This is a genomic window from Mesorhizobium sp. B4-1-1, assembly GCF_006439375.1.
GTDB lineage: Bacteria > Pseudomonadota > Alphaproteobacteria > Rhizobiales > Rhizobiaceae > Mesorhizobium.
This window is the reverse complement of the sequence record NZ_VFTH01000001.1, coordinates 135,701-148,805: the sequence shown is the minus strand read 5'-3', so window position 1 is coordinate 148,805 and position 13,105 is coordinate 135,701. Positions and strand designations below refer to the sequence as shown.

The 13,105-nt window shown below is 64.2% G+C and carries 15 protein-coding genes and 1 pseudogene; 4 read left to right on the top strand and 12 right to left on the bottom strand.

The window, feature by feature from the left end:
• Window positions 1–3: 3 nt before the first annotated feature.
• From FJW10_RS00780 to FJW10_RS00750, 7 genes are all read right to left on the bottom strand, one after another.
• Window positions 4–570 carry a GNAT family N-acetyltransferase gene (locus FJW10_RS00780; RefSeq protein WP_246674072.1) on the bottom strand — a complete coding sequence of 189 codons (567 nt, stop codon included), beginning with the start codon at window positions 568–570 and terminating at the stop codon, window positions 4–6.
• Window positions 459–869 (bottom strand): DUF302 domain-containing protein, encoded by a 411-nt coding sequence (locus tag FJW10_RS00775; RefSeq protein WP_181177362.1) that lies wholly within the window; start codon window positions 867–869, stop codon window positions 459–461. Before FJW10_RS00775 ends, FJW10_RS00780 begins: the two co-directional genes overlap by 112 nt.
• Window positions 869–3,790 (bottom strand): excinuclease ABC subunit UvrA, encoded by a 2,922-nt coding sequence (gene uvrA / locus FJW10_RS00770; protein ID WP_140897665.1) that lies wholly within the window; start codon window positions 3,788–3,790, stop codon window positions 869–871. Before uvrA ends, FJW10_RS00775 begins: the two co-directional genes overlap by 1 nt.
• A gap of 819 nt (window positions 3,791–4,609) precedes the next feature.
• Window positions 4,610–4,891: a hypothetical protein gene (locus tag FJW10_RS00765; protein WP_140898212.1), complete on the bottom strand. Its 282-nt coding sequence runs from the start codon at window positions 4,889–4,891 to the stop codon at window positions 4,610–4,612.
• A gap of 76 nt (window positions 4,892–4,967) precedes the next feature.
• Window positions 4,968–5,570, bottom strand: a complete 603-nt coding sequence (locus tag FJW10_RS00760) for an ATP-dependent Clp protease proteolytic subunit (RefSeq protein ID WP_140642887.1) — start codon at window positions 5,568–5,570, stop codon at window positions 4,968–4,970.
• 20 nt (window positions 5,571–5,590) lie between these two features.
• A complete protein-coding gene (locus tag FJW10_RS00755) occupies window positions 5,591–6,064 on the bottom strand; it encodes an SRPBCC domain-containing protein (RefSeq protein WP_140897663.1) in 474 nt (157 codons plus the stop codon).
• Entirely contained in the window at window positions 6,061–6,375 is a 315-nt protein-coding gene (locus FJW10_RS00750; protein ID WP_140897661.1) for a metalloregulator ArsR/SmtB family transcription factor, read from the bottom strand. Before FJW10_RS00750 ends, FJW10_RS00755 begins: the two co-directional genes overlap by 4 nt.
• Before the next feature lie 235 nt (window positions 6,376–6,610).
• On the opposite strand from FJW10_RS00750, the gene FJW10_RS00745 reads away from it, so the two are divergent.
• From FJW10_RS00745 to FJW10_RS00735, 3 genes and pseudogenes are all read left to right on the top strand, one after another.
• The gene (locus tag FJW10_RS00745) at window positions 6,611–7,126 is read left to right on the top strand and encodes a single-stranded DNA-binding protein (protein ID WP_140864209.1); all 516 of its coding nucleotides are present in this window, start codon (window positions 6,611–6,613) and stop codon (window positions 7,124–7,126) included.
• A gap of 34 nt (window positions 7,127–7,160) precedes the next feature.
• Window positions 7,161–7,558: pseudogene (locus FJW10_RS00740) on the top strand (DUF2306 domain-containing protein).
• Window positions 7,559–7,588: 30 nt separating this feature from the next.
• Window positions 7,589–8,026, top strand: coding sequence for an OsmC family protein (locus FJW10_RS00735; RefSeq protein WP_140897659.1), 438 nt, complete (start codon window positions 7,589–7,591; stop codon window positions 8,024–8,026).
• Window positions 8,027–8,055: 29 nt separating this feature from the next.
• Here the strand turns inward: FJW10_RS00735 and FJW10_RS00730 are convergent, their stop codons facing one another.
• The 3 genes from FJW10_RS00730 to FJW10_RS00720 all read right to left on the bottom strand — a co-directional run bounded on the left by FJW10_RS00730 (window position 8,056) and on the right by FJW10_RS00720 (window position 9,719).
• Window positions 8,056–8,685: a MarC family protein gene (locus tag FJW10_RS00730; protein ID WP_140897657.1), complete on the bottom strand. Its 630-nt coding sequence runs from the start codon at window positions 8,683–8,685 to the stop codon at window positions 8,056–8,058.
• A 93-nt stretch (window positions 8,686–8,778) separates the two neighbouring features.
• The gene (locus tag FJW10_RS00725) at window positions 8,779–9,156 is read right to left on the bottom strand and encodes a VOC family protein (RefSeq protein WP_140782851.1); all 378 of its coding nucleotides are present in this window, start codon (window positions 9,154–9,156) and stop codon (window positions 8,779–8,781) included.
• A gap of 32 nt (window positions 9,157–9,188) precedes the next feature.
• The gene (locus tag FJW10_RS00720) at window positions 9,189–9,719 is read right to left on the bottom strand and encodes a hypothetical protein (protein ID WP_140897655.1); all 531 of its coding nucleotides are present in this window, start codon (window positions 9,717–9,719) and stop codon (window positions 9,189–9,191) included.
• Window positions 9,720–9,804: 85 nt separating this feature from the next.
• Between FJW10_RS00720 and FJW10_RS00715 the strand changes: the two genes are divergently transcribed.
• Window positions 9,805–10,629, top strand: coding sequence for an AraC family transcriptional regulator (locus tag FJW10_RS00715; RefSeq protein WP_140897653.1), 825 nt, complete (start codon window positions 9,805–9,807; stop codon window positions 10,627–10,629).
• 27 nt (window positions 10,630–10,656) lie between these two features.
• Here the strand turns inward: FJW10_RS00715 and FJW10_RS00710 are convergent, their stop codons facing one another.
• Together FJW10_RS00710 and FJW10_RS00705 are read right to left on the bottom strand one after the other, a co-directional pair.
• A complete protein-coding gene (locus FJW10_RS00710; protein WP_140897651.1) occupies window positions 10,657–11,280 on the bottom strand; it encodes a ParB-like protein in 624 nt (207 codons plus the stop codon).
• A 6-nt stretch (window positions 11,281–11,286) separates the two neighbouring features.
• Window positions 11,287–12,978: a SulP family inorganic anion transporter gene (locus FJW10_RS00705; RefSeq protein ID WP_140897649.1), complete on the bottom strand. Its 1,692-nt coding sequence runs from the start codon at window positions 12,976–12,978 to the stop codon at window positions 11,287–11,289.
• Window positions 12,979–13,105 lie beyond the last annotated feature (127 nt).

Genomic DNA, 13,105 nt, shown 5'->3' with positions numbered 1-13,105 from the left:
TGGTCAGGCGGCTCTGTCGACCGGCTTCACCATGTCGACCAGCGTCCATCCTGGCCGGTGCGGGTTGGCCCGGCGACCCGTTTCGCGATAGCCATAGGCCGCATAAAGCGCGATGTTCCGCTCCATGCGCGAATTGGTGTAGAGCCGCACCTCCGGCACGCCCCATGACCGCGCCTGCTCGTCGGCGAAGGCCAATAGTGCAATGCCGAGCTTCCGGCCCTGGAAAGCCGGCGCGACGGCGACGCTGAAGATCATAGCGTGGTCGGGATGACGCTCGATGACGATCAACCCGGCGAGCTGTGAGCCTTCTTCCAGCAGCCAGACCTCGCCGCGCTCGATGCGCGGCGCATAATCCTCGGTGACCGGGACCGGTGGTCCGCCGAAGATGGGCGTGTAAGGCGCATAGGCTTCGGTGGTTAGCGCGACGACGGCGGCGAGATCGTCAGGGCGGGCCAGTCTCATGATTGGTCCACTCCGGCAGCGGCGGCGACAACCTTTTTCATGCCGGCGGCAATCGCGGCGACGGCGTCGCGGCTGACGTCGCCGAGGCCATGGCGCTCCGCCAGCCACTGCGCGTCGTTGTAGGACAGCCAGACCTTGCCTTGCTCATCCTCCCAGGCCAGCGCCTTGATCGGCAGGTCGATGCCGGCTGTTTGCTTGTCCAGCATCAACGGTGTGCTGCCTTTCGGATGGCCGAAGATAAGCAATTCGGTTGGACGCAGCGGCGCACCGATCTCATGCGCGCCGGCGGCATGGTCGATCCGTGCGAAGACGCGCAATCCGGTGCGCGTGATGGTTTCAACGAGCCTATCGATCGTCTCTGTGACGCCGAAGCGGCTTTCGACGGAGACGAGACCGTTGTTCGTCATCACTCGGCCGCTTCGCGTTTGCCTCCGGGACGGCGCTCCAGAAGCTCCTTCAGGAACTGGCCGGTGTAGCTGCGCTTTTCGCGCACGATCGCTTCCGGGGTGCCCGACGCCACCAGCTCGCCGCCGCCGTCGCCGCCTTCGGGGCCGAGATCGAGCACCCAGTCGGCGGTCTTGATCACCTCGAGATTGTGCTCGATCACCACCACCGTGTTGCCTTGGTCGACCAGCTCGTGCAGCACTTCGAGCAGCTTCGCGACGTCGTGGAAGTGCAGGCCGGTGGTCGGCTCGTCGAGGATGTAGAGCGTCTTGCCGGTCGCCTTGCGCGACAATTCCTTGGCGAGCTTGATGCGTTGCGCCTCGCCGCCCGACAGCGTCGTCGCCTGCTGGCCGATATGGATGTAGCCCAGGCCGACCTGCTTCAGCGTCTCCAGCTTGTCGCGCACGCCCGGCACCGCGGAGAAGAAGTCGACGCCTTCCTCGACCGTCATGTCGAGCACGTCGGCGATCGACTTGCCCTTGAACACGACGTCCAGCGTCTCGCGGTTGTAGCGCTTGCCGTGGCAGACGTCGCAGGTGACATAGACATCGGGCAGGAAGTGCATCTCGATCTTGATGACGCCGTCGCCCTGGCAGGCCTCGCAGCGGCCGCCCTTGACGTTGAAGGAGAAACGCCCTGGCTGGTAGCCACGCGCCTTGGCTTCCGGAAGGCCTGCGAACCAGTCGCGGATCGGCGTGAAGGCGCCGGTATAGGTGGCCGGATTGCTGCGCGGCGTACGGCCAATCGGCGACTGGTCGATGTCGATGACCTTGTCGAGGAATTCTAGCCCTTCGATGCGGTCGTGCTCGGCCGGATGCTCGCGCGAGCCCATGATGCGGCGCGAGGCCGCCTTGAACAGGGTCTCGATCAGGAAGGTCGACTTGCCGCCGCCCGACACGCCGGTGACCGCGGTGAAGGTGCCGAGCGGGATTTCCGCCGTCACATTCTTCAGATTGTTGCCGCGCGCGCCGACAACCTTGATGCGCCGGTTTTTCTTCGCCTCGCGCCGCACGCCAGGCGTCGCCACTTCGAGCGCACCCGACAGATATTTGCCGGTGATCGAATTGGGATTGGCCATCACCTGCTGCGGCGTTCCCTGAGCGATGATCTCGCCGCCATGGATGCCGGCGGCGGGGCCCATGTCCACGACGTAGTCGGCATGCAGGATGGCGTCCTCGTCATGCTCGACCACGATCACCGTATTGCCGATATCGCGCAGATGCTTGAGCGTTTCGAGCAAGCGTGAATTGTCGCGCTGGTGCAGGCCGATCGACGGCTCGTCCAGCACATAGAGCACGCCTGTCAGGCCGGAGCCGATCTGCGAGGCCAGCCGGATGCGCTGGCTCTCGCCGCCCGACAGCGTGCCGGAGTTGCGCGACAGCGTCAGATAGTCGAGGCCGACGTCGTTGAGGAAGCGCAGCCGCTCGCGGATCTCCTTGAGCACGCGCACCGCGATCTCGTTCTGCTTGTCATTGAGCTGCGCCGGCAGATCGGTGAACCATTGATCGGCCTTGCGGATCGACTGCTCCGTGACCTCGCCGATATGTTTGCCGCCGATCTTCACCGCCAGCGCTTCCGGCTTCAGCCGGTAGCCGTTGCAGGCCGGGCAGGGGGTGGCCGACATGAAGCGCTCGATCTCCTCGCGCATCCAGGCCGATTCCGTTTCCTTCCAGCGCCGGTCGAGATTGGGGATGACGCCCTCGAAAGTCTTGGTCGTCTTATAGGAGCGCAACCCGTCGTCATACTGGAAGGTGATCTCGCGCTCGCCCGTGCCGCGCAGTACCGCGTCCTGCGCCTCCGCGCTGAGGTCCTTGAACTTGTCGCCGAGCTTGAAGCCATAAGCCTTGCCCAGCGCTTCCAGCGTCTGCGCATAGTAAGGCGAGGTCGACTTCGCCCACGGGCTGATGGCGCCATTGCGCAATGAAACGTTCTCGTCCGGGACCACGAGGTTGGGATCGATGGCGCGCTGGCTGCCGAGGCCATCGCAGGTCGGGCAGGCGCCGAACGGGTTGTTGAACGAGAACAGCCTCGGCTCGATCTCCGGAATGGTGAAGCCGGACACCGGACAGGCAAACTTCTCCGAGAACAGGATGCGCTCATGCGTCTCGTTCTTCGACTTGTTGACCGAGTCCTCGCCGGTCAGGCTGGCGTCGAGCGGCCGGTCGGCGAACTCGGCCACGGCAAGGCCCTCGGCAAGCTTCAGCGCGGTCTCCATCGAATCCGCAAGCCGGGTTGCCAGATCGCCGCGCACGACGATGCGGTCGACGACGACGTCGATGTCGTGCTTGTACTTCTTGTCCAGCGCCGGCACGTCGGCGATCTCGTAGAAGACGCCGTCCACCTTGACGCGCTGGAAGCCCTTCTTCTGCAGCTCAAGCAGTTCCTTGCGGTACTCGCCCTTGCGACCGCGCACGATCGGCGCCAGCAGGAACAGGCGCGTGCCTTCGTCGAGCGCGAGCACCCGGTCGACCATCTGCGAAACCGTCTGGCTCTCGATCGGCAAACCGGTGGCCGGCGAATAGGGAATGCCGACCCGCGCGAACAGCAGGCGCATATAGTCGTAGATTTCGGTGACCGTGCCGACCGTCGAGCGCGGGTTCTTCGAGGTGGTCTTCTGCTCGATCGAGATGGCGGGCGACAGGCCGTCGATCTGGTCGACGTCCGGCTTCTGCATCATCTCCAGGAACTGGCGGGCATAGGCCGACAGGCTCTCGACATAGCGGCGCTGCCCCTCGGCATAGATGGTGTCGAAAGCGAGCGACGACTTGCCGGACCCTGACAGTCCGGTCATCACGATCAGGCTGTCACGCGGCAGGTCGAGATCGACGTTCTTGAGATTGTGTTCGCGCGCCCCGCGAATGGAAAGGTATTTATGGTCGGCCATCGCCGGTCGCCGCCTCAGATCTGGAATTTGCTGGATTGGGCGGGGTTGTCCCGGCCATCCGTTATGTAGGTTGTTTTGCCGCCGCGTCGAGAGACACCACACATCTCGACGACTAGCGTTTAACCGCCTTTCGCGCGAGCGGGCAAGCGGAAAGAACAAAGGCCGAACACGCTCCTGACAAAACTGCGGAAACAAAGAGCGCCTGCGTCGCGTCCGAACCGGTTCACGAAGGCGCCCGACTTACCTGGACGTAACCTCTTACCTGGACGTAACCTCCCGCCGATCACATTTTTCGGTAACCGGCTATTCAACGGTTGACGTGTCGGACGGAGGGGAGCAGTCTCAAAAGCGTCAACGAAGCCGGCCGTCTTTCGATGGCCTCGCCGCCCAACTGGCGGCCTGCGAGACGCCGCAGGCGATAGCGACCAGCGCTTCGAACGACATTGTCGCAACGGACCCAGGAGCGGAGCATGACGCCACCGGACAGTCCCTTGAGGCTCCACACGGAGATGGAGCCGCGGCGGGCATAAGTGCCAGGGCAGACTTGAAACGCCAGCCCGACAAACCGTGACTTGCCGATTCCCCACAATCAGAGACGACAGTCGGATCGTCGGCTGAACGCCGCGTTGCATCCGAAACCGAACGCCGGCAGTACACTCCCGGCTAAAGTTGGATTTCAGATCCATGAAGCCCCATCCATCTGCGCAGCAGGGATGGGGCTTGCATTTTTGCGCTCTTGTGTTCTTGGTCTGCATCGCCACAGGCGCCGACTGCGCTGAGGGGCACCACCCAATCCGGCAAATTTTCGGGGCAGGACGCTCAGCGGTTCGGCAGCTTCATGCCGCCCGTGGCCATGTCGATCGTTATGCTGCCGCCGATCCTGACATCGGTATTGCCGATCCTGAAGGAGCCGTCGTTGCCGGCCGGCAGGGCGTCGTCCGGTTCCGGTTGCGGCGCCGGCTTGGCGATACGGTAGTCGCCGCTGACGCCGGGCAGCTTCTGCGGCGAGTTGTCGTCGGCAAGCGCGGTGCCGGCAACCAGCGCGCCGGCAAGCGCGGCGGCGGCAACGCACAAATGTCTGGTTTGCAGCAGCTTGGGCATGCCCGAACTATAGAGGCGCGGCTGGAACGATGCCAGACGCAGGGCGATCAATTTGCCGCGCGTCCGGCCCGCGATATCAGGCAGCTTTCTTCCGTGTGTCGTAGACGTGGTCGACGAGACCCCAGTCCTTGGCTTCCGCGGCGCTCATGAAATAGTCGCGGTCGAGGGTGCGCTCGACCTCCTCATAGGTCCGGCCGCAATGCTTGGCGTAGAGCTCGGTCATGTGCTGCTTGGTGCGCACGATGTCCTCGGCATGGCGCTGGATGTCGGAAGCCTGGCCCTGGAAGCCGCCAAGCGGCTGATGCAGCACGATGCGGGTGTTGGGCAGCGCGATGCGCCGTCCCGGGTTGCCGGCCATCAAAAGGAAGGAGCCCATCGAAGCGGCAAAACCCATGCACACCGTCGACACCGGGCAGGAAATGTATTGCATGGTGTCGTAGATGGCGAAGCCGCTGGTCACCATGCCGCCGGGCGAGTTGATGTAGATCGAGATCTCCTTATCGGGATGATCGGATTCCAGCGACAGGAGCTGCGCGCAGACCAGCGCCGAGACGCTGTCGTTGATTTCCCCGTTGATGAAGACGATGCGCTCGCGCAGCAGCCGCGAAAATATGTCGAAGGCGCGTTCGCCGCGGCTCGACTGCTCGATCACCATCGGCACCAGATTGGCAATGCTCATCGCTTTTCTCCTCGGTCGGATCAGGCCGCGCGCAGCATCATGCAGGGCGCATTGGCGGCGATTGGATTTCTGCGCGCATCGAGCGAAAGCCCGCAGCCGGCGCCCGAGATGGCGACGAGAGGCTGCGCTGCCCGCGCGAAGCCGTCATGGACGATGCTGAGATGCGTGCCGCCGGAAGCGGTGCGCGCCAGCGTGAAGGTGACGATGCTGTCGAAGGCCGGGAGTTCGCCATCGTCCGCGCCAGGCCGCTCGCGCCAGGAATAGCGCAGCAGCCTGCCGGGCTCGGCCTCGAGCACCTCGCATTCGATCGGCGCATCCGGGCCGGCAAAGGCGAAGCGGCTGCCGGCTTCGGCCTTCATGTCGTTCGGCATCATCCAGGCGGCGAGCAGCTCTGGCTCGGTCAGTGCCCGCCAGACTTTTTCCGGCGGCTCGGGGAGGTCGCATTCGAAGCTGAGCGGCGCCTCGGTCGCTGTCGGGTGTTTTATAGCTGTCATTGGTCCATTTCCTTCAGAACGATCTTCAACTTCTCGATGCGTTCCGGCCAGAAGGCGCGGTAGCGTTCGATCCAGCCGAGCAGCGGGTCGAGCCCTTGCGGGTCGGCGCGATAATAGGCGTTGCGGCCGGCGCGCCGCTCGACCACGAGGCCGGCGGCGCGCAGCACGGCAAGGTGCTGGGAGACCGCGGGCTGCGACACGCTCATGCCGGCCCGCAGTTCGCTCACGCTCATCTCGCCGGCGGTCAGCTGCTCGTAGACGGTGCGTCGCGTCGGGTCGGCCAGAGCGCGGAAAATCTCTGCTTCGATCATGACAAAAGCATAAGCCGATACTTATTGATTTGGCAAGCTTCTATTTGATCGCCATATCAAAATGCACGTTCGACCCCTGGTTTTGCTGACCTTCCTTGACAGAAAGCGCAGCTATGACTAGAACGAAAAGAGAACAAAAACCTTGTGGGAAAAGCCAGCCTTTGCGGGCGGCGGCGACCCGCAGGCTGTAAGGTGAGCGACTTAAAATTGTTTCGGATGAGCGCGGAGAAGTAAGATGGCGGGTAGCGTCAACAAGGTCATTCTGGTCGGCAATCTCGGAGCGGATCCTGAAATCCGCCGCCTGAATTCCGGTGATCCGGTCGTCAACATTCGCATCGCCACGTCGGAAAGCTGGCGCGACAAGAACTCGGGCGAACGTAAGGAAAAGACCGAGTGGCATAACGTCGTCATTTTCAACGACCAGCTCGCCAAGGTGGCCGAGCAGTATCTGAAGAAGGGCATGAAGGTCTATGTCGAGGGCCAGCTGCAAACCCGCAAATGGCAAGACCAGACCGGTGCCGACAAATACACGACCGAGGTCGTGCTGCAGAAATTCCGGGGCGAGTTGCAAATGCTCGACGCGCGCGGCGAGGGCGGCGGCGGCCAGGTCGGCAACTATTCCGGCGGCGGCAGCAGCCGTGGCTCGGATTTCGGCCAGTCCGGTCCGAATGAAGGCCGTGGCGGCGGCGGTTCCAGGGGCGGCGGTGGCGGCGGCTCGTCGCGCGAGCTGGACGACGAGATCCCGTTCTAAGCGTCTCGAAACAGTCGTCTGAAGGGAAGGCGCGATGTCGCTCGGACCGCTTCTGTCGGCGCCTCCTCCCATTCCATGGCATGCATTCGCGGCCTTCGCCGCGCTCGCTGTGGGCGGCGCCCAGCTGGCGCTGCCCAAGGGCAATACGCGGCACCGGGTGATGGGTTATGCCTGGGTGACGCTGATGCTGGCCATCGCCATATCCAGTTTCTGGATCCAGCAGATCCGGCTCGTCGGTCCGTTCAGCCCGATCCCTCTGTTGTCAATCCTGGTGCTGGTTACCGTGCCCTGGCGACCTGGTATGCGCACACGCATAAGGTAACCGCGCATCGCGGCGCCATGATCAAGCTCTATCTGCTCGCGCTGGTCGGCGCCGGCATCTTCACGCTTCTGCCCGGCCGGATCATGCATGCCGTCGTGTTCGGACAGTAGGGCGGCAGGAACCTCGTAAGGAAGATCAACGTGAAAGCACGCGTCAAATGGGTCGAGGAACGCACCTTCGTCGGCGAATCCGGCAGCGGCCATAAGGTCGTGCTAGGCACCGCGCAAGGGCCTGATGGCAAGACGCCGGGACCGAGCCCGATGGAACTGGTGCTGATCGGTACCGGCGGCTGCTCGGGCTATGACGTCGTGCACATCCTCGAGAGGGGCCGGGAGGCGGTCGAGGATTGCGTGGTCGAACTCGACGCCGACCGGGCCGAGGCCGATCCAAAAGTGTTCACGCGCATCCACATGCATTTCATCGTCAAGGGCCGCGCCCTGTCGCACGACAAGGTGAAACGCGCGATCGATCTGTCGATCGAGAAATACTGCTCGGCCAGCGCCATGATGGCGAAGACGGCGACCATCACGCATGATTTTGAAGTGGTCGAAACGGGGGCAGTAGGCAGTAGGCAGTAGGCAGTAGGCAGTAGGCAGTAGGGTACTGCTCAAGCGGCCATCAGCGCCCTCACACCGTCGGCCACGAACTGTACGGCGAGCGCCGCGAGAATCACGCCCAGGAGCCTGGTCAGGATCGAGCGGCCGGTCTGGCCGAGGATGCGGTCGATGCGTTCCGACAGCACGAACACCAGATAGGTGATGACGAGACAGAGGAAGATGATGCTGACCAGCGCTGCCTGGGCGGCAAAGCCCTCGAAATGTCCCGATAAGAGCACGGTTGCCGAAATGGCGCCGGGGCCGGCGATCAGCGGGATCGCCAGCGGGAAGGCGGCGATGTTGTGGATCATGTCCCTGGTGATGGCGACGTCGCCGATCTTCTCCTTGCGGTCCTGGCGGCGCTCGAAAACCATCTCGAAGGCGATGAAGAACAAGAGAAAACCGCCGGCGACGCGGAAGGCCGGCAGCGTGATGCCGAACACCGACAGGATCGAGGCGCCGGCGACGGCAAACAGCGCCATCACCAGAAAGCCGATGACCGAGGCACGGACCGAGACCTGCTGACGCTCCTCGCGGTTCATGCCGCGTGTCACGGCCAGAAAGAGCGGCGCCAGCCCGGGCGGGTCGATGGTCACCAGGATGGTGACGAAGGCGTTGAACAGGCTGTCGAAGCTCGGCATCGCTGGTCCCCTCCCACCGGGCGAAGCCCGAGCTTTCAATTGGTAGAGCAAAGCCAGGGCGCTGGAAACAGCGCGGAAGGGGAAAACAGCCGGCTATTCGGGCCTGCCGCAAAAGGCTTCCAGGCGGTAGCCGTCCGGGTCGATAACGAAGGCGGCGTAGTAGTTGTCCCCATAGGCCGCCCGGAGCCCGGGCGCGCCGTTGTCCTTCCCGCCTTCATGCAATGCCGCGGCGTGAAAGGCGTCGACGCTGGCGCGCGTCGACGCCGAGAAACAGAAATGCAAGCCAGACTCCGCTTCGGCCGGTACCGGCCGTTCGGCGTCGTTCACCCAAAGCTGGACTGTTTGGGCGCCGTAACCGAGGGAGCCGGGCGACTGGCTGAGACAGGAATAGCCGAGCGGCTCGAGCGCGGCATCGTAGAAGCGTTTCGAAGCGCCGGCGTCGCGGACACCGATCGAGACATGATCAAGCATTGTTTCCTCCATGATTACAATTGGTTGATCGCTCAGGCTGGAGTCATGCGGCGGGCCAGGAATTCGACCTCCATGCGCCAGGTCAAGCCGTGGTCATGGGAGCGTTCGCCGAGCCAGCGAAACGAGTTCCCGGTGATGCGCGAAAAGCTCCAGCGCACCGACGCGCCGGTGCCGTCGGCGCCGACCTGGACGATGGTGTCGTCCTCGGCGCGGCCGAGCTGCCGGCTGTAATACTGGTTGCGCGGATCGCTCCAGAAGATGTGCCAGGCGTCGGCACCGGGATCGTAGACGCGCAACGTCGTGCCGTAGAAGGTCCATGGCCCGAGCGACGGGGAGGGGCCGGCGTCGCGCGCAGGCAGGATCCAGACGTCCTGCACGGCCCTGCCTTCGAGAACCCAGCCGAAATGCACCTCGCCGCGCCCTGTCAGCCTGATGCCATCCTCGAGAATGCGCGTAGCGTCGAAGGTCCAGGCGCCGATGAAGCGGCCATAGAGCTTCAGCTTTTCGGCGAGATCCGGGGTGGGGCCGTCGCTGTGCAGGGCCTCGGCAAAGGGATCGGTCATTGTTGCTGCCTCGTTTGTCAGGAGAGGCCGAGCAATAGCGGTACGGCTGGGTTCTTCGCTTGGGAAAAATTGCTATCCTTCAGCCATGACCACAGCGCAGAAAACTCTGGCTTGCGGACATGGCTGGCAGGTGTCCGACGTGATCTGCACGGCAGTCGCCGGCGACAGGCCGTTCGAGGAAGAGCATCCGAGCTTCTGCGTCGCGGCGGTGACCAGGGGCACGTTCCGCTATCGCACGAGCCAAGGCACGGCAATGCTGGCGCCGGGCGCCATCCTGCTCGGCAATCCCGGCGCCTGCTACGAATGCGGGCATGAGCACGGCGCCGGCGACCGCTGCCTCTCCTTCCATTTCTCGCCGGCCTATCTGGAGCGCGTCGTGGCCGAACTGCCGGGCGCGAAGCGACTGGGCTTCGCCGATCCGCGCTTGCCGCCCTTGCCGGCGCTGGCGCCTTTGTTGGCCGAGGCGGAAGCGGCACGGGAAACGTGCGCCGGCGACGCATTCGAAGAGCTCGGCCTGCGCATGGCCGGCGCGGTCGCCGCGGCCGCGACCGGGTCTTCCACGACTGCCCGGACGCCCAGCCGCCGCGACCAGAAACGCGTTGCGGAGGCGGTGCGCTTGATCGAACTCAATGCCGAACGACCATTGTCGCTGACCGAGCTCGCCGACGGCACGGCGACCAGCCCGTTTCATTTCCTGCGCACGTTCCGGCACGTCGCCGGCATGACGCCCTACCAGTTCCTGCTGAGGACGAGGCTGCACCGCGCCGCGGTGCAATTGCGCACGTCAAATGCCGCGATCTCGACGATCGCTTTCGACGCCGGTTTCAACGATCTGTCGACCTTCAACCGCCGGTTCCGGCGCGAGATGGGGGAAGCTCCCGGCGCCTATCGCGCCCGCCGCATTGGCTAGCAAAATCCGCGTCGGTCGGATACGCCGTCAATCCGATGTCGGGCCGCACCAGCCAGGCAGATAGTCCGCGTCCTTGCTCCTGGCGAGCGCCAAGGCATCCTTCATCGCCTTGTCGAAGTTCTTCGCAACCGCATTGCGGTCAATACGCCGGCGCAGGAAATCCGCCCAGATGAATTCGCTGAACGGCGTCGTGTCCTTGGCAAAGCCGCCGAGACGGCGCAGTTCGCCCGCCACGCTCCGGTAAGGATCGTCGACCAGCTCGTCGATCGTCTTTGGGATCGCCGCGTAGTCGCGGCGCCGGCCGTTCTCGTCGAACGGGTGCATCCAGCCGCGATTGTCGAGCACGAAGAGAAACGCGTCCTTGTCGAGCGCGGACAGGTCGCTGATCACTGTCACCAGCACGTCCTTGACGCCTTCCTCGAGCAGGGCGCGGGCGAGATGATGATGATCGGTGACGTAGTTTCGGTTCTTGGGGCCCAGCACGACCGGCACCATGTGCCTGCCGAGAAAAGCACCGGTCTTCTTCTTGGCGTCCTGCGCCCGGATCATCTGGCGCTTCAACGCGACTTCCCTCATGCCGACCGTGATCTGGGTCGGCCTCAGTTCCTCGACTGGGACCGGGGTCACAATGGGTTCGCGGGGGTCGATCATGGCGCGTCATCCTGTTTTTGCTGCTGCGGTTTCCCCTGGACCAAGTGATTCGATCGCCGCATCGACGCTGTGGAAGATCCGTTGCGTGCCGACAATTTCGGCGATGCCGAACCGCTTGAGCGCCGCCTGGGCGCGCAGCGATTCCATGCGAGCGATAGCAAAGACCGCGCCTTTGGCGCGACAATGGCGGATGGTATCGATCAGCGCCTGGGCGGCAGTGTAGTCGATCTCAACGATGTTGCTGGCTTCCAGCACCACCAGCTTCACGCCCTCGCTGGCGTCGATCAGGTCGCTCAGGCCACGCTTGAAACGGTCGGCGTTGACGAAGGAAAGCGGCGCCTGGAACGCCGCCACCAGCACGCCCGGGTGCTGCTCGCCGGCGCTGGAATCGCTCGGCGGCCACCAGACCGAGGTTCCCGGTACCTGCGCCAGCGCGATCGGCTCCGTGCGCGTCGAGCCCCAGATGCCGTAGAGCAGCGACAGGCCGATGCCGATCGCGACGCCGGTTTCGATCGGCAGCACGACGATGGCGATCATGGTGATCAGGATCAGCGCGAACTCGACTTTCGCCTGGCGCCAGACCTTGGCGAACACCTGCCAGCGCAGGATGTGCTGGGCCACGAACATCAGCACCCCGGCCAAAGCGGCCTGCGGCACGTTGGCAAGCAGGCCGCCGCCGAAAACGCCGAGCGCGAGCACGATGGCCGCCGCGATCAAGCCCGACAGCTGCGAACGACCTCCCGTCTGGGCGACGATGGCCGTGCGCGGCGGGCTGGCGTTCACGGCAAAGGCGCCGAACAGCCCAGCCAGGATGCTGCCCGCGCCGACGCCGACGAAGTCGCGGTTGATATCGGGCGCGTCGCCGTCCCGCGGCGCGAAGGAGCGGCTGGTGGTCGCGGTCTGCACCATGACGACGATGGCGATCAGCAGCGCGAGCGGGACAAGCGCCTGCGCGTCCTGGAAGTCGGCGGTTGGCATAGCCGGGGCCGGCAACCCGTTCGGCAAGGCGCCGAGCACTTCGACGCCCCGGTTCTTCAAGTCGAAGGCGATGACTGCAAACGTCGCCAGAACCATACCGATCAACGCCGCCGGGATCCGGGCGCTGATATGCTCCGACACGAAGACGAGGGTGAACACGCCGAGCCCGAGCGCAAGGCTCCATGGATTGGTGAGATGAAGATTGGCAGCGATTTCACCGACGCGTCGAACCGTCTCGCCGCTTTCCGCCGGCAGGCCGAGCAAAGAAGGTAGTTGCGAGACGATGATATGGACGGAAATGCCGGCAAGGAAACCGGTCGTGACAGGCACGGACAGGAGATCGGCAATCCAGCCGAGACGGAAAACGCCGCTGAGCGTCACCAGCAGCCCCACCATCAGCCCCAGCATGGCCGCCAGCGCCAGATAATGCGGCGAGCCGGATGTGGCGATCAGCGCCAGCCCGCCGGCAAACAACGGCGTGATCGTCGAATCCGCCCCGGCCGACAAATGGCGGTTCGCGCCGAACAGCGCGAAGGCGACCGAGCCGGCGACGAAAGCAAGGAAACCGATCTCCGGCGCGAAACCGCCGAGGCGCGCCGTCGCCATCTGCTCGGGAATGGCGATCGCGGCCAGCGTGATGCCGGCCGCCAGATCGCCGTTGAGGTCTCTGACACTCCAGCCGCTCAGCGCCCGCAAAGGCAACCATGAGGCCAGGTTCATTGCGCTTGCGGTTTTTGCCCGATCCATCGCCGACCTTGCCGCACGACGGCGAAAACGACTGTGGCCATATCGTCGCAATCAGCGGTATCCATTTGAAATTACCATCAAAATTGTCTCTGGAAAAGTC